General features: G+C 72.3%; 15 protein-coding genes. 4 read left to right on the top strand and 11 right to left on the bottom strand.

The features are described 5' to 3' along the window. Positions 1-78: 78 nt before the first annotated feature. The gene (locus tag ACFQRJ_RS06380) at positions 79-975 is read left to right on the top strand and encodes a 1,4-dihydroxy-2-naphthoate polyprenyltransferase (RefSeq protein ID WP_377018150.1); all 897 of its coding nucleotides are present in this window, start codon (positions 79-81) and stop codon (positions 973-975) included. Here ACFQRJ_RS06380 and ACFQRJ_RS06385 read toward each other — a convergent pair. After that, positions 956-1,414 (bottom strand): DUF4229 domain-containing protein, encoded by a 459-nt coding sequence (locus tag ACFQRJ_RS06385; protein ID WP_377018151.1) that lies wholly within the window; start codon positions 1,412-1,414, stop codon positions 956-958. The genes ACFQRJ_RS06380 and ACFQRJ_RS06385 overlap by 20 nt on opposite strands. Before the next feature lie 111 nt (positions 1,415-1,525). Here ACFQRJ_RS06385 and ACFQRJ_RS06390 point away from each other — a divergent pair, with 111 nt between their 5' ends. Beyond that, positions 1,526-1,852 (top strand): PLD nuclease N-terminal domain-containing protein, encoded by a 327-nt coding sequence (locus ACFQRJ_RS06390; protein WP_377018152.1) that lies wholly within the window; start codon positions 1,526-1,528, stop codon positions 1,850-1,852. A gap of 55 nt (positions 1,853-1,907) precedes the next feature. Here ACFQRJ_RS06390 and ccsB read toward each other — a convergent pair whose 3' ends face one another. From ccsB to ACFQRJ_RS06420, 6 genes are all read right to left on the bottom strand, one after another. Beyond that, a complete protein-coding gene (gene ccsB / locus ACFQRJ_RS06395; protein WP_377018153.1) occupies positions 1,908-3,050 on the bottom strand; it encodes a c-type cytochrome biogenesis protein CcsB in 1,143 nt (380 codons plus the stop codon). Beyond that, positions 3,047-4,969 carry a cytochrome c biogenesis protein ResB gene (locus tag ACFQRJ_RS06400; RefSeq protein ID WP_377018154.1) on the bottom strand — a complete coding sequence of 641 codons (1,923 nt, stop codon included), beginning with the start codon at positions 4,967-4,969 and terminating at the stop codon, positions 3,047-3,049. The genes ccsB and ACFQRJ_RS06400 overlap by 4 nt, the downstream gene beginning before the upstream one ends. After that, positions 4,969-5,787 carry a cytochrome c biogenesis CcdA family protein gene (locus ACFQRJ_RS06405; RefSeq protein WP_377018155.1) on the bottom strand — a complete coding sequence of 273 codons (819 nt, stop codon included), beginning with the start codon at positions 5,785-5,787 and terminating at the stop codon, positions 4,969-4,971. The genes ACFQRJ_RS06400 and ACFQRJ_RS06405 overlap by 1 nt, the downstream gene beginning before the upstream one ends. Continuing rightward, a complete protein-coding gene (locus ACFQRJ_RS06410) occupies positions 5,784-6,335 on the bottom strand; it encodes a TlpA family protein disulfide reductase (protein WP_377018426.1) in 552 nt (183 codons plus the stop codon). The genes ACFQRJ_RS06405 and ACFQRJ_RS06410 overlap by 4 nt, the downstream gene beginning before the upstream one ends. Positions 6,336-6,472: 137 nt before the next feature. After that, positions 6,473-7,120, bottom strand: a complete 648-nt coding sequence (locus ACFQRJ_RS06415) for a histidine phosphatase family protein (RefSeq protein WP_377018157.1) — start codon at positions 7,118-7,120, stop codon at positions 6,473-6,475. Positions 7,121-7,176: 56 nt separating this feature from the next. Then, the gene (locus ACFQRJ_RS06420) at positions 7,177-7,725 is read right to left on the bottom strand and encodes a MarR family winged helix-turn-helix transcriptional regulator (protein ID WP_377018158.1); all 549 of its coding nucleotides are present in this window, start codon (positions 7,723-7,725) and stop codon (positions 7,177-7,179) included. A gap of 121 nt (positions 7,726-7,846) precedes the next feature. Here ACFQRJ_RS06420 and ACFQRJ_RS06425 point away from each other — a divergent pair, with 121 nt between their 5' ends. After that, positions 7,847-8,377: a YceI family protein gene (locus tag ACFQRJ_RS06425; protein WP_377018159.1), complete on the top strand. Its 531-nt coding sequence runs from the start codon at positions 7,847-7,849 to the stop codon at positions 8,375-8,377. A 266-nt stretch (positions 8,378-8,643) separates the two neighbouring features. Further along, entirely contained in the window at positions 8,644-8,949 is a 306-nt protein-coding gene (locus ACFQRJ_RS06430) for a glutaredoxin family protein (RefSeq protein WP_377018160.1), read from the top strand. Between the two features lie 85 nt (positions 8,950-9,034). Here ACFQRJ_RS06430 and ACFQRJ_RS06435 read toward each other — a convergent pair whose 3' ends face one another. The 4 genes from ACFQRJ_RS06435 to ACFQRJ_RS06450 all read right to left on the bottom strand — a co-directional run bounded on the left by ACFQRJ_RS06435 (position 9,035) and on the right by ACFQRJ_RS06450 (position 14,448). Beyond that, positions 9,035-9,133 carry a 30S ribosomal protein bS22 gene (locus ACFQRJ_RS06435; RefSeq protein WP_377018161.1) on the bottom strand — a complete coding sequence of 33 codons (99 nt, stop codon included), beginning with the start codon at positions 9,131-9,133 and terminating at the stop codon, positions 9,035-9,037. 205 nt (positions 9,134-9,338) lie between these two features. Then, positions 9,339-11,111, bottom strand: a complete 1,773-nt coding sequence (locus tag ACFQRJ_RS06440; RefSeq protein WP_377018162.1) for a GTPase family protein — start codon at positions 11,109-11,111, stop codon at positions 9,339-9,341. Continuing rightward, entirely contained in the window at positions 11,108-12,940 is a 1,833-nt protein-coding gene (locus tag ACFQRJ_RS06445) for a dynamin family protein (protein WP_377018163.1), read from the bottom strand. The genes ACFQRJ_RS06440 and ACFQRJ_RS06445 overlap by 4 nt, the downstream gene beginning before the upstream one ends. A 239-nt stretch (positions 12,941-13,179) precedes the next feature. After that, the gene (locus ACFQRJ_RS06450; RefSeq protein ID WP_377018164.1) at positions 13,180-14,448 is read right to left on the bottom strand and encodes an acetoin utilization protein AcuC; all 1,269 of its coding nucleotides are present in this window, start codon (positions 14,446-14,448) and stop codon (positions 13,180-13,182) included. Positions 14,449-14,557 lie beyond the last annotated feature (109 nt).

The following is a 14,557-nucleotide window of genomic DNA, read 5'->3' on the forward strand; positions in this document are numbered from 1 at the left end:
CCTCTTTCCCCTCCGGCCTGGGCGTATGCTTCTGCGGGGCCGCCACCGGGGTGGCCTGTCGATTCCTCGAGGAGCACAATGGCCAGCCTGTCGCAGTGGGTCCAGGGCGCCCGACCCCGCACCCTTCCGGCCGCCCTGTCCCCCGTCGCCGCCGGCACAGGTGCCGCGATCTGGCAGCTGGATACGCAGACCGGCGGCGTCGACTGGGCCGTGGTGATCCCCCGGGCGCTGCTCGCGCTCGCGGTGGCCCTGTGCCTCCAGGTCGGGGTCAACTACGCCAACGACTATTCCGACGGGATCCGCGGCACGGACGAGGACCGAGTGGGGCCGTTCCGGTTGACAGGTTCGCGCGCCGCTGCCCCGCGGCAGGTCAGGACAGCCGCCATCGCCGCGCTCGCCGCCGGCGCGCTGTTCGGGGTGGTGCTGATCGCCCTCGCCCAGATCTGGTGGATGCTGATCGTCGGGGCCGCCGCCATCGCCGCCGCGTGGTTCTACACCGGGGGCAAGAATCCGTACGGCTATCGCGGCCTCGGTGAAGTGTTCGTCTTCCTCTTCTTCGGCCTGGTCGCCGTCAACGGCACCGCCTACGCGATCACGGTGCAGCTGGGATGGGTGTCCGTGCTCGCCTCCGTCGGGGTCGGGCTGCTGGCGGTGGCGATCCTGCTGACCAACAATCTGCGCGACATCCCCACCGACTCCGTCTCCGGCAAGCAGACCCTGGCGGTGCGGCTGGGCGAGCGTGGCACCCGCGTGCTGTTCGCCGCGACCATGCTGGCCCCCTTCGCGCTGCTGGTGCCGGTGATGCTCGTCCACTGGCCCACCGTGGCGGTGCTGGTCGCGCTGCCGCTGGCGATCGCGCCGGTGCGCACCGTGCTGCGCGGCGCGAGTGGCCGGGACCTGATTCCGGTGCTCGGAGCCACGGGTCGGCTCGAGCTGGTCTACGCGCTGCTGCTGCTCATCTCTCTGGCCGTGTGATCCCGTCGGCGCGGTCCCTGTCGGCATCATCCCCGTCGGCGTCGTCCTCGTCGGCATCATTCCCGTCGGCGCCGTCCCCGTCCGCATCATCCCCGTCGGCGTCGTCCTCGTCGGCGTCGTCCTCGTCGGCGCGATCCCCGTCGATGTCCTTCCCGTCGGCGTCGGTGGCCCGGCCGTAGTCGTCCAGCAGCGCGTCCTCCTCGACGGCGTCCTCGTCGACCGGCTCGCCCTTGCGGGCGCGGCGGCGATCATCGGCAGCCTTCCAGCGCATGGCGGCGGCCTCTCGGATCCGGTGCAGGAACAGGATCGAGATCAGCATCGCCAGCAGCGCCGCGAGCACGCCTGCCAGCATCACCCCGATGTCGAACAGGGTCAGTACCCACCAGATCCCGACCCACAGGGCCAGGCGGATGACGGCGAACAGGGCCATTTCTCGCATGGGATCAGGGTAGAGCGCCCGCATGGGAATGGGCCGATCATGGTCATGAGCCCGGTCACCGACATGACGCCGATCACCGCAATGATCAGGCGCGTTGCCTAGACTCCCGCCATGCCCCGCGCGATCCTCGCTCTCGTATCCATCGCCCTGACCGTCTTCGCGCTCGCTGACTGCGTCCAGACCACGAACGACAAGGTCCGCGGCATCCCGAAGTGGGCGTGGGTGGTGCTCATCGTGCTGCTGCCGTGGGTGGGGCCGATCACCTGGCTGATCGTCGGCAAGGACCGCAGCAACGGCGGCAGCGGCGGGTCGCGCCGGACCCGGCCCACGGCGCCCGACGAGGATCCCGACTTCCTGCGCCGGCTCGACGAGGACATCCGCCGCGAGCGGCGGGAGCGCCGTCACCGCGATCAGGACGGCGACCAGAACTCCGAGTAAGGATCTGCACGAGCCCGCAGCAGGACTGAGCAGGCCCGAGCAGGACTGCCCCGGGTCACAGCCCCGAGTACGAGTGCAGGCCGTTGATGACCGTGTTGACGATCGTGTAGTTGAAGACCACGGCCACGAACCCCGCCAGGGCGAGCCCGGCGGCGCGACTGCCACGGAATCCGCCGGTGGCGCGGGCGTGGAGGTAGGCGGCGTAGATCACCCAGATGATGAACGTCCACACCTCCTTGGGGTCCCAGCCCCAGTAGCGGCCCCACGCCTCGCGCGCCCAGATCGCGCCGAACATCAGCGTGAAGGTCCAGCACACGAACGCGACGGAATGGATCCGGAAGCTCAGCGCCTCCAGCACGGTGGAGCTGGGCAGCCGGTCCAGGACGTGCCCGAAGCGGCCCCAGTGCTCGGGCAGCTCCTCGCCCGCCTCGGCCTTGACCACCAGGGCGCGCTCGTGGCGAGACTGCAGCAGCTGCAGGGCGGCGACCACGGCTCCGAGGATGGACAGGGCGGTGGCCAGGATCGCGACGGCGATGTGGATGTAGATCCAGTGGGAGTTCTGCAGGCTCGGGGTCAGCTCGGCGGCGGGCACGATCCAGAACGTCTGCGCCAGCAGCATCACCAGCAGCACCGGGCCGACGACGAAGGTGCCCAGCGCCCGCAGCTCGGCACGCTTGATCGAGAAGATCAGGAACGCCGCCATCACCACGGCGGTGCTGGTGGTGGCGAACTCGTACATGTTCGCCCACGGCACCCGCTGGGTGGCGGCGGCCCGGGTGGCGACACCCGCGATGTGCAGCACCGTCGCCGCGCCGGAGAGCAGGAAGGCGAAGGACTGTGCGGTCATCGTGCCGGAGGCCCGGCCCGACGGCGGGCCCGAGCCGGCGGCCTCGTCGCTGACACCGGTGCCCGCGGTTCCGCCGGATCGTCCCTGCGACGTGGTGGCCCCGGACCCGGCGCCGGGAACCGCCGCCTCGGCGGTCTCGGCCCGTGAGGCGGCTCCGGAGCCGACGGTCGCGGGCTCAGCGGCCGGCGCGGCACCGGAGGTGCGGCTCTCCTGTGCGGCCAGCCGCGCATCGCTGCGGCGCTGGGACATGGACGCGAGGTCGGCGGCGAAGCCGATCAGTGCGAGCACGTACAGCACGATCGTCACCACGATGGCGAGATTCGAGATCTCCGCCAGCTGCTGGTCAATCACTGTGCACTACCTCCAGGGGTGTCATCGTCATCGGCTGCCGTCTCCGGAGCCGCCGGGTCGCGCTCGGCGCGCGACCCGGTCCCATCCTGCGCCGTCCCGTCCTGCGCCGTCCCATCCTGCGCCGTGCCATCCTGCGCCGTGCGATCCGGCGCCGACTGATCGGTCGCCGTCCGGCCGGCCGCCGTCTGCTCGGTGGCCGCGCCCCCATCCTGCGCCGAGATGATCTTGTCGGCCAGTGCCTGCACATCATCCGGCAGGGCCGGGTCGTCGCTGCGGGCGAGGCCGGCGACCTCCAGCACGGCGGTGCCGTCCCGTTCGCCCACGCGCACCCAGAGCCGCCGTCGCGGCACGAACAGGGAGAGGATGAGCCCGCCGGCGGCGACCAGAGCACTGACCAGGACCCAGCGCTCGAACGGGTCGTGGGCGACGTCGAACGCGGCGTAGCGCTTGACTCCGTCGAAGCTGATGGTGGTGCCGTCGGGCAGCTCGTACTCCTGGTTCGGGTACAGGCGCACCAGCACCGGCGAGCCGTCCTCGTCGGCCACCGGCTCCAGCGAGGAGACGTCGACCTCGTAGGCATTGGTCGGCACCCCCTCGTCGAGCCCGAGGTCTCCCTGGTGGACGGTCAGCGCGAGCTGCGGATCCACGAGGTCCGGGTAGATCGAGTGCGGTCCCTGCTCGTCGATCACCCCGGTGGGAAGGAAATAGCCGACCACGGCCGTCTGCTTCGGCTTCGCATCGGGCGCCTTGATCACCAGCTGCGAGGTGTAGCCGACATCGCCGGAGGGCACGGTGATGACCGGGCCCTCGGCCACGACCGTGCCCTCGGGATCGGTGACGGTCACCTCGGGGGCGTAGCCGTTGCCCAGCAGGTACATCGAGGAGCCGTCGACATGCAGGGGCTTGTTCACCTGCAGGGTGCGGTCCTCCTCCGTCTGCCCCGGGGTGTCGACGTGGACGTCGGCCTCGAAGGACAGCGGCTGGCCCACGCGGTCCTCGGGGCCCTCCTGGACGTACTCGGCGCGGAAGTCCTCGAGCGTGAAACGGAACGGGGGCAGGCTCGAGGGGTCGAACCAGGGCCCGGAGTCGAAGGAGTCGTACTGGGTCAGGGAGTTGGAGAAGCCGGAGCCCTCGACCACGGTGATCTGACCGCGGTAGCTGGTCAGCTGGCCGCCGGCGACGCAGATCAGGACGCCGACCAGGGCGATGTGGAACAGCAGGTTCCCGGTCTCGCGCAGCAGCCCGCGCTCGGCGCTGACGGAGGCGGCGGCCGTCTCCTCGCGGCGCTGGGTGCGGTAGCGGGAGCGACGCAGGGAGCGCTGCGCGGTCTGCAGGAGCTGATCGGCGTCGGCGCCGGGCAGTTCGGTGCGGGTATAGCCCGTGAAACGGGTCAGCCGCGAGGGGGTGCGAGGCGGCTTCGAGCGCAGCTGGGCGAGGTGCACGCCCACCCGCGGGACGATGCAGCCGATCAAGGAGATGAACAGCAGCAGGTAGATCGCCGAGAACCACGGTGAGGAGAACACCTCGAAGAACCCGAGGGTGTCCAACAGCTCGCCCCAGCGCCCGTTCTCCTCGAGGAACTGGTCGGTCAGAGCCGGGTTGACGCTGCGCTGCGGGTACAACGACCCCGGGACGGCGGCGATCGCCAGCAGCATCAGCAGGATCAGCGCCGTCTGCATGCTGGTCAGCTGGCGCCACAGGAACAGCAGGGTGCCGCGCAGTCCCAGCGAGGGCAGGCTGGTGCCGCCGCGCGGGCCGTTCTTGTCGCGCTTGCTGCTCCAGGGATCCGGCGAGGCGGCGTCCTCGGACGAGCTGCCGTCCGCTCCCGCGCTCTTCGCGGCGCTCGGGGCCCCGCCCTTCTCGTCCCCGGGGCGTGGTGAGGTGCTCAGGTTCTTCTCCGCATCGTCGTCGCCGGCCATCAGACCACCGGCTCGAAGGTCGAGATCACGCTCTGCAGGTCACCCATCCAGGCCGACCACTGCCCCGTCATCAGCAGCACACCGATCGTGATCAGCAGCGCCCCGGAGACCAGGCCGATGCTGCGGCGGTGACGGGAGAGCTTCTTGCTCAGCCCCAGGGCGCGCTCGAACAGCAGGGCGAACAGCACGAACGGGATGCCCAGGCCCAGGGAGTACGCGAGGGCCAGCACGCCGCCGCGCAGCGCGGCGCCGTCCCCGCCGCCGTTCAGGGACAGGGCGACGATCGCGGCATAGGTGGGCCCGATGCACGGGGTCCAGCTGAGACCGAAGACGAGGCCCATCAGCGGGGCGCCCAGCAGGCCCGCGTCCGGGCGCTTGCTGGAGACGGGTCGGTTGGCGCCGAGACCGGGGAAGACTCCCAGGAAGACCAGGCCCATGAGGATGACGATGGCGCCGGCGACGCGGTCGATCCACACGCTGTACTCCTGCAGCAGGTACCCCAGAGCGCCGGCGAAGCCGCCGAGCACCATGAACACCGCTGCGAAGCCGGCGACGAACAGGAGGCTGCCGGCGAGCATACGCCCGGTGCCGGGCTTGGCGCCCTTCCGGGCCGGCGAGGTCCGCCCCCGCGTGCCGGCGACGACGCCGCTCTGGCCTGCCAGTCCCGAGACGTACCCGAGATAGCCGGGGACGACGGGCAGCACGCACGGGGAGAGGAAGGCGACCAGTCCCGCGGCGGCGGCCACGGCGATCGCCAGCAGCAAGGATCCGGACAGCGCGGTCGCCTGGAAGGCCGCTCCGATCTCGGCGAGGATCATTCGGCGAGCACCCCGTCGAGCATGCTGCGCAGCACGGAGGGATCCGCGGCGCCGGAGATGCGCGCGGCGACGCGGCCCTCACGGTCCAGCACCAGGGTGGAGGGGACGGCGTTGGGCGCGACCTGGCCGCGCAGCTCGTACATGATCTGGGCGTCCTGGTCGGGCATCGAGGGGTAGGTGATCCCGTAGTTCTCCTCGAACGCCCTGGCAGGACCCTCGGAATCGCGCACGTTGACCCCGACGAACCGCACGCCCTGATCGGCGTAGTCCTCGTGGATCTTCTGCAGCTCCGGGGCCTCCTTGCGGCACGGCGGGCACGAGGCGTACCAGACGTTGACCACGAGGACCTCGCCGCGCTGGTCCGCGGCGGAGAACTCCTCCCCGTCGTACGTGGTGCCGGAGAACTCGAGGGGCTCGGTGCGCTGATCGGGGGCGATCTCGGTGGTCACGCCGTCGCCGGAGACGTAGCCGGACTCGTAGCGGTCACTGGTGTCGTTCCCGCACCCGGACAGCGCCGCCGCCGAGAGGACGCCGGCGGCCGCGAGCAGGCCGCGGCGGGAGGGCCGGACGGTCCGCGCCGCGCGGGCAGCCGGAGCACTCGCGGGAGAGTGGACAGCACGGGGAGGCAGAGGGAAGAGGGCCGGCCGGGACTCCTCGGAGAACGGGGACGGCAGGGAGCGCGGACTCACGTCAGGCGACCTCCGGTCGCATCGACCGCCCCCGCGTAGAGCTCGGCGGCCGGCTCGGCGTAGTCCACGCCGGCCAGGTGGGGGCCGACGAAACGCAGGCTGGTCACCGAGCACAGCGCGCACTGGCGCCGGCGCGGATCGTGGAAGAGCGGTTTGCCCTCGGCGCTGCGGCGGATCAGCCAGATGGGCAGCTGGTGGAGGACGAGCACCGCTTCGTGCCCTTCGGCCTCGGCGCGGACGTCGTGCACCGCGGCGATCACGCGCTGGAGCTGTTCACGGAAGGGCTCGCCCCAGGAGGGTCGGGTCGGGTTGACGAACCAGCGCCAGTTGCGCGGGTCCCTCAGCCGTGCCTGGCCGTGGCCCATCCGGTGGCCCTCGAAGTGGTTGCCCGATTCGATGAGCCGCTGGTCGGAGGTGACCTCGAGGTCGTGAGCGGCGGCGATGGGCGCGGCCGTCTGCTGGGCACGCAGCAGCGGGGAGGAGCGCACCACGGCAACGTCGGAGTCGGCCAGGTGGCCGGCGACGCGTTCGGCCATCTGTGCGCCGCGCTCGCTGAGGCGGTACCCGGGCATGCGTCCGTACAGGATGCGATCCGGGTTGTGCACCTCGCCGTGACGGACGAGGTGAACGGTGGTGGTGGTCATGAGAGCGAGGTCCTCCCTACTCCGAGCCGCTTCACGGTACCAACCGTTTCTCCGAATCAGCTCTGCGGCGGCTCCTGCGGGTGAGGCGCCGGACATCCCAGGGCGATGGGCGCCCCCTCGGGCACCGCGCGGCCCAGGATCCGGCCCAGCTCCAGGAAGTCGTCGTGGCCGATCACGTCCAGCAGCAGATCCCGCACCGAGCGCACGTGGGTCGGCGCCGCGCGCTCCAGCAGCGCCTGCCCCGCCTCGGTCAGCTGAGCCTGCCGGCCGCGACCGTCGGCCGAGCATCGCACCCGTTCGACCAGGCCGCGCTTCTCCATCCGGCCGATGGTGTGGGTGAGGCGGGAGCGGGAGTGGACGACCTGGTCGGCGAGCTCCGACATGCGCAGGAAGCGGTCCTGCGCCTCGGACAGGCGCACCAGGATCTCGTACTCGCCGAGGGTCAGGTCGATCTCCGGATCCGCCTGCAGCGCTTCGGAGAGCCGGTCGCTCAGCAGCGCCGTGGCGTAGAGGAAGCTGCGCCATGCCGCCTGCTCTTCGTGGGTCAGCCAGAGCTCCTCGGGCGTCGACGCCCGATCCGCACCGTTTGACTGTATGTCCTGCATCACTGTCTCCTTCTTCCGAGGGCACTGCCGTTGCCGCTCGCCCGAGTATAGTTTATCTTTCAAGCACGAGTTCGGTGAACGGCCGAATCTCTTGTCAGCCTCGATCCCAAGGAGACGAAGCATGAACGACCTCACCCCCGGCACCTGGACCCTCGACCCCGGCCACACCTCCGCCAGCTTCATGGTGCGCCACGCCGGCATCTCCAAGGCGCGCGGCCAGTTCACCGACATCGAGGGCAGCCTCGTCGTCGGCGAGAACTCCGAGGACCTGTCCTTCCAGGCCACCCTGAAGACGGCCTCGATCGACACCTCGCAGGAGGACCGCGACAACCACCTGCGCAGCGCCGACTTCTTCGACGCCGAGACCTACCCCGACATCAAGTTCGTCTCCACCAAGCTCGAGGGCGACAAGCTCCACGGCGATCTCACCATCCGCGACGTCACCAAGCCGGTCGTCCTCGACTTCTCCTACGAGGGTGCCGCCACCGACCCGTTCGGCACCTACCGCGCGGGCTTCACCGGCGAGACCACCATCTCCCGCAAGGAGTTCGGGCTGACCTGGAACGCCGCCCTCGCCGCCGGCGGAGTGCTGGTCGGTGACGAGGTCAAGATCAGCATCGAGGCGGAGTTCACGGCACCGACCGCCGCCTGATCCGCCGCGTCCGAGCCATCGGCCGCAGGAGCATTCCCGCCCGAAGCCGGCGGCGCCGGCACCGGCGTGCATGACGGGCCGTCCGCTTCGTGCGGGCGGCCCGTCCTCGTCGCGGGGCGGGCGCTCTCGTCGCGGGAGGGCCTGGCACAAAGGTGTAGCTGAGCGGACCGTGCCCCCTCTCAGCGCAGGGCACGGTCCGCTGAGCTACATGTTCGTGCCACCACCCCCGGCACCGGGTCCCCGGTCCGCTCGATATGGTGCCAGCCATGAACACGCCGCGCGTTCCCTCCCCTGCCGATCCGCACGCCCGGATCCTGTACCTCACCCGGGACGGCTGTCACCTGTGCGAGGAGGCCCTGCCGGTGGTGCGGGCCGAGGCCGATCGCGCCGGCACAGCGGTCGAGGTGCGCGACATCGATGAGGACGAGACCCTCCGCCGCGACTGGGACTACGACGTCCCCGTGGTGATCGTGGACGGCTCCGTGTTCGCGAAGTACCGCGTCGAGGCTGATCAGCTGCGCGCCACACTGCGCAAGCGTCCGTGGTGGCGGCGCCTGACCGGACGGGCCTGAGAGCCCGACCGGGCGCGCCCGAAGACGCCTGCAGACGACGACGGCCCCCGTCCGAGGACGGGGGCCGTCGTGCATCACACAGTGCTCACTTCTTGTTGCGACGCTGGTGACGAGTCCTGCGAAGCTGCTTGCGGTGCTTCTTCTTGGACATGCGCTTGCGTCGCTTCTTGACGACAGAACCCATAGGTTGCCTCTGTTCTGCAGGCCACGCCTGCGGGATGATGCAGCGGATCAGGAGTGCGCGGCCCGCGGGGTCTCCACAGAGGTGGTGCGCGGTCCGCCGCCACGGTCGACCAGCCATTCTACACAGCGAGCCTGCAGATCCCTCCGCGGGTGAGCGATATCGCTCGCACGTGCCTGCGCGCGTGAGCGAGATCGCACGCAGTCAGCTAGCCGCGCGCGAGCGCGAGGTCCCCGGCCGCACGCTCGGCGCGCTCGAGCTCGGCGTCGACGCCCGCCACCACGTGGCTGAGGGCGACCTCGCGCACCTGGGCGGTGAGCACCGTGCGGGCCCGGCGGCGGTGGCCGGCGCCGGCGAGCGCGGCGACCGCTCCCCCGGCCAGAGCCAGGAGAACGCCGGCCGCGATCCCCAGCACGATCAGCGCAGTCGGCACGGGGATCGGGATCCACGGCTCCTCGATCATGGGCATCGGCGGCGGAGGGATGGCGAAGAAGGCGAGCGCGGCGTTCAGCACCAGCCAGCCCAAGCCCACCACCCAGGTGAGCACGGCCAGCCACTGCAGGATGTTCAGCACGGGCCACCACCACGAGGCCGTCGCGGTGCGGAGATCGGCGCCCGCGACAGCCTGGTCCAGGGCGTCGGGCAGCTCCTCCTCCCGGGAGCGGGCTGCCTGGCGCACCGCGGCCCGCCAGGGATCGCTGCCGCCCACCGAGGCGGCATCGGCGAACCGGCGCACCCCGCCGGAGGCGCGGGCCCGGGTGGCCGCATCGGGCTCGGGCAGCGAGGTGCGCTCCAGCCCCTCACCGTCACGGCGGCGGCCGATGCCCAGCCGGCCCAGCGGATCCGGGCGCAGCCGGCGCACCCAGCGCAGCGGCGGCCAGCCCACCTGCCCGGCGGCGCGGTAGCGGTAGGAGGCGCCGACGGCCTGGGCCACCGGCTCGACCCGGGCCGCGGTGGCCAGGTCCTCGACCAGCGTGGAGACTTCCGCCTGCGGGACCTGCCCGGGCATCCCGGACGGGTCGGCGGCCTCGAGCAGCCGCTCGGCGCCGCCTCGGACATCGGCGCGCTGACGGGCGGCGGTGGCCTCGCGGGTGCGGGCGATGGCAACCAGCTGCTCGCGCAGCTGATCCACGCCCTCGCCGGTGCTCGCGGAGGTCCCCAGCACGGGCGCCTGGTCCAGTCCGTCGGCCCGGGCGATGCCCGACAGGGAGGCCAGGACCTCCTCGCGCTCGCTCTCGCGGATCCGGTCGATCTGGTTCAGCACGAGCACGGTGACGGCGTCGTGACCGGCGTAGGGGCGCACGAAGTCGTGGTGGAGGACGGCGTCGGCGTACTTCTGGGGGTCGGTGACCCACACGATCACATCGACCATGCCCGTCATGCGCTCGGCGATGGCGCGGTGGTCGGCCTGGACCGAATCGAGATCCGGCAGGTCCAGCAGCACGATCCCGGGGGTCCCGTCGTCGGCGCCGTCCCCGTTCGCCGCCCTGCTCTGCGCCCCGTCAGGGTCCGCGCCACGGTCCCTGCGCCTCCGGCGCCGACGAGAGGGCACCGGCGCGGCCGCGGCCTCCAGGGTGACGCCGGTGCCGTCGAGGTGATGGCGCTCCTCGACCTCGAGCCAGTCCAGCAGGGGGTCGCTGCCGGCGGCGCCGAGCACCGCTGCGACCGGGCGGGCGGTGGTCGGCCGGCGCACGGCGGCCCGAGATATCTCCGTGCCGACCAGGGCGTTGACGAGCGTGGACTTCCCCGAGCCGGTGGCCCCGAAGACGCCGATCACCGTGTGCTCGGCGGACAGCGCCCGACGTCGGTCGATGCGGTCCAGCAGGTCGCGGACGGCCTCGACGTCGCCGCCGGGGGCGATGCCCTCGAGGGCATCCGCGGAGCGCTCGAGGGCGTCGATGCGCTCGGCGAGCGGGGCCGGGCCACGCCTGCGACCCGTGGTGCGGTCGGGGCGGCCGGTGCGATCGGGACGGCGGCTCATGCATCCTCCCGGATGGTTCCGGCGAGCTGGTCGAGGGCGTCGGCGTCGGCCTCCAGGAGGTCGGCGGAGCCGTGATCGCCGAGCTCGTCGAGCAGGTCGAGGAAGGGTCCGGAGCGGTCGGCGACCAGGGCGTCGAGTCGGGAGCTGAGACGCTCCCGGGCCACTCGCGCCATCCGGCGCACCGCCTCCTCCCCGAAGATCGTCTCCAGCAGCTTCTGGCCGACGACAGCGGTCGCGGCACCCGCGCCGACCTCCAGCCCCGTCGGCACGAAGGCGGTGGAGGCGAACACGACGACCATGAGCGCGACGCCCACGGCGTTCACACCGAGGGAGAGCAGGCGGGCCTTGGTGCGGCGGTCGGCGCCCTCGGAGCGCACGAGCTCCAGCACGTCGCCCTGCCAGGCGCGGATGGCGGTGGAGACCTGCTCGCGGTACCCCTCCGGGATCCGGGAGAGATCCCGGCCCTCGGCGAGGTAGCGGCCCGCCGGGGTGGCGCGCCAGGAGGCGTCGGCCCGTTCCGCCCCGCGGGCGCTCTCGTCGATCACGACATGGACCAGACCGGTGCCCAGAGCCTGCTCGGCGGCGACCGAGGGGGCCGGTCTGCCGCTGATGGCGAGGCCGATGCGGTCGCGCACCCGCGAGACGAGGTTCTCGACGCCGCGGAAGAACTCGCCGGTGCCGACGACGTCCTGCCAGCGGGCGAGGACCTCGCCGCGCAGCAGAGAACCGTCGCCAAGGGCCTCGTCGATCCGTTCTCGGGCGCCGGTGAAGGCCGCCAGGGCCTCGTCGCGCAGCCGTTGCCGCTCGGCCTCCTGGGCGCGGGCGTGCGACGCGATCTCCCGCGCGGACCCGGCGAGCCCGGCGATGGCGCCGGCGAGGGTGCGGCGGGCGATCCGGCCCCGGCCGCCGGCGTCGGCGGCGAGCGCGGAGAAGTGCTGTTGGAGCTCGGCGATCTCGGCCGGGGGCAGCATCCCCTGCTCGTCGAGCTCGGTCTCGTGGACCAGGAAGAGGTGGGTGACGTCGATGCCGTGGCGCTCGAGCATCTCTCGAAGGTCGGTGGCCAGTTCCTCGGAGACGCCCTCCCGGTCGGGGATGCGGTTCATGACCACGTCGACCCTCACGTCGCGCTCGGCGGCGGTGCGCAGGACCTCCCACGGCACCGCGTCCGCATACCGGTTGGCGGTGGTCACGAACAGCCACAGGTCCGCGGCGCGCAGGAGCTGCCGTGCCAGCTCACGGTTCCCGGCGGCCACCGAGTCGATGTCGGGAGCATCGAGCAGGGCGAGGCCCTGGGGCACGCGGGCCTGCGCGCTCAGCTCGAGGCTGGTGGCGGGATGGACATCGCCGGCAGCCTCCTCATCGGGGCCCGGCCTCGCCACCGGCGCAGGTCCGCCCGGCACGGACCCACCGGCGATCGCAGTGTCGGAGACGGCGCCGGTCGTGGCGCCACGGCCACCGGCCTCCCCGCCGGCGCGGACCCGGGCCAGCCCCGGCAGGATGCGGGTGCCGGTGAACCAGGGTTCGTCGGCCGGATTGTGCAGCAGCACGGGCCGGCGCGTGGTGGGCCGGATCGCGCCGGAGCGGCTGGCGGTCTCGCCCACGAGGGCGTTGACCAGGGTCGATTTGCCGGCGCCGGTGGAGCCGCCGATGACCACCAGCAGCGGGGCGTCCAGCGATTCCAGCCGCGGGACGACGTGGTCGGCGAGCTGGGACCGGGCGGAGGTGACCTGCCCGCGGGCCTGCTCGGCGCCGTCGACGGGCAGCGGGAGATCCACGGTGGCCAGGTGCTCGGCGAAGGTGTCGAGCACCGCGGTCGGCTTCATCGTCATCGTTCTCCCCGAAGGCTGTGCGCGCACGACCCGGTGCCGGGCCGACGTGGCGACATTGTCTCAGGATCGGATCCCGCGCCAGCGAGGCCGGGCGGCGACGCCGGCAGCAGGGCCGGCGGCGAGAGCACGCGCGGCCACCCGGCCAGGGCTGACGCAGACGGTCCAGCCGGTTCGTCCGGTCCAGCTGGTTCGGCCGGTTCAAGCGGTTCGGTCCAGCCGGTTCAGTTGGTCCAGCCGGTTCAGTCGAGGTACGGGTCCAGTCCCCACTCGGGGAACGCGGCGCGCCGGGCCGCCTGCACCGCGCGGTCCAGCTCGTCGGCCGGGTCGTAGCCCGTCGCCCAGTCGCGAGCCGAGAGCGCGCGCCCGTCGCCGAAGGTACGGATCCCGGGATCCGGGGACAGCCCGTGCGCGCTGCGGGCCCGTCTCTCGGCCTCGAGGTAGGAGGCCGGCAGCGCGGCGTCCGGCTCGAGCGGGTCCCCGGTGGCCACCGCGATCAGCTGCGCCCAGGAGCGGGGCACCACGTCGATCACCGCGTAGCCGCCACCTCCCAGCGCCAGCCAGCGGCCGTCGCAGACTTCGTCGGCCAGCTCGCGCAGCATGATCATCACCTCGCGCTGGGCCTCGAGGGAGACGCTGAAGTCCCCCAGGGGGTCGACGCGATGGGTGTCGGCCCCATGCTGGGTGACCAGGAGCGTCGGGCGGATGGCCCGCACCAGGGCGGGCACCGTGGCGCGGATCGCGCGCACCCACCCGTCGGCCGTGGTGCGCGGCGGCAGCGGTACGTTGATGGCCGATCCCTGCGCGCCCGCTCCCCCGGTGTCCTGGATGAAGCCGCTGCCGGGGAACAGGCGCTCGCCGGTCTCGTGGATCGACAGGGTGACGGCGCGGGGCTCGTCCCACAGGGCCAGTTCGACGCCGTCGCCGTGGTGGACGTCGACGTCCACGTACAGCACCCGCTCCTCCCCCTGGGCCAGGGCGTGTTGGATCGCGACGGCCGCGTCGTTGTACACGCAGAACCCAGAGGCGCTGCCGGGCCGGGCATGGTGGAGGCCCCCGGCAATGTTGACCGCGCGACGCACCCGGCCGGAGCGGATCGCGTCGACCGCCGCGATCGAGCCTCCGGCGATGCGGGCGGAGGCCGTGTGCATCCCGGGGAAGGCCGGCACGTCGTCCCCGCCGATGCCGAAGTGGATCAGCTCGTCGGCCGCACCGAGGTCCTGGGGCAGCGACGCCTGCTTCACCGCCGCGATATAGGCGGCCTCATGCACGGCACCGAGCTGCTCGTCGGTGGCCACGGGAGCCTCGAGGAACTCCACGCCGGGCCGATCCAGGAGCCCTGCGCAGCGGGCGAGCTCGAAGGTCAGCGACAGCCGCACCGGGGACATCGGATGGTAGGGACCGAAGTCGTACTCGGACAGGGCATCGTCCCGCACCAGGCCGGTGGCGTCCGGGACGGAGCCGGGGCCGGCGTGCGGAGTCGGGGCGGACAGGGGCGCGGCATCGGGCATGCGTCGAAGCGTACCCACGAGCGGCCCGGTGCGGCCGGATGCCCGGCGCGGTCTCATAGACTGCCCCGAGCGCGGCGACCTGCCGCGGGAGGACGCCAGCGGAGCCGGC

The organism is Brachybacterium sp. GCM10030252 (assembly GCF_042666535.1).
Lineage (GTDB): Bacteria > Actinomycetota > Actinomycetes > Actinomycetales > Dermabacteraceae > Brachybacterium.

Bases quoted from the DNA above. Each gene is read 5' to 3' on its own strand.
- ACFQRJ_RS06380 (WP_377018150.1), top strand. From the start codon at position 79: ATGGCCAGCCTGTCGCAGTGGGTCCAGGGCGCCCGACCCCGCACCCTT.
- ACFQRJ_RS06385 (WP_377018151.1), bottom strand. From the start codon at position 1,414: ATGCGAGAAATGGCCCTGTTCGCCGTCATCCGCCTGGCCCTGTGGGTC.
- ACFQRJ_RS06390 (WP_377018152.1), top strand. From the start codon at position 1,526: ATGCCCCGCGCGATCCTCGCTCTCGTATCCATCGCCCTGACCGTCTTC.
- ACFQRJ_RS06400 (WP_377018154.1), bottom strand. From the start codon at position 4,969: ATGGCCGGCGACGACGATGCGGAGAAGAACCTGAGCACCTCACCACGC.
- ACFQRJ_RS06405 (WP_377018155.1), bottom strand. From the start codon at position 5,787: ATGATCCTCGCCGAGATCGGAGCGGCCTTCCAGGCGACCGCGCTGTCC.
- ACFQRJ_RS06415 (WP_377018157.1), bottom strand. From the start codon at position 7,120: ATGACCACCACCACCGTTCACCTCGTCCGTCACGGCGAGGTGCACAAC.
- ACFQRJ_RS06420 (WP_377018158.1), bottom strand. From the start codon at position 7,725: ATGCAGGACATACAGTCAAACGGTGCGGATCGGGCGTCGACGCCCGAG.
- ACFQRJ_RS06425 (WP_377018159.1), top strand. From the start codon at position 7,847: ATGAACGACCTCACCCCCGGCACCTGGACCCTCGACCCCGGCCACACC.
- ACFQRJ_RS06430 (WP_377018160.1), top strand. From the start codon at position 8,644: ATGAACACGCCGCGCGTTCCCTCCCCTGCCGATCCGCACGCCCGGATC.
- ACFQRJ_RS06435 (WP_377018161.1), bottom strand. From the start codon at position 9,133: ATGGGTTCTGTCGTCAAGAAGCGACGCAAGCGCATGTCCAAGAAGAAG.
- ACFQRJ_RS06440 (WP_377018162.1), bottom strand. From the start codon at position 11,111: ATGAGCCGCCGTCCCGATCGCACCGGCCGCCCCGACCGCACCACGGGT.
- ACFQRJ_RS06445 (WP_377018163.1), bottom strand. From the start codon at position 12,940: ATGACGATGAAGCCGACCGCGGTGCTCGACACCTTCGCCGAGCACCTG.
- ACFQRJ_RS06450 (WP_377018164.1), bottom strand. From the start codon at position 14,448: ATGCCCGATGCCGCGCCCCTGTCCGCCCCGACTCCGCACGCCGGCCCC.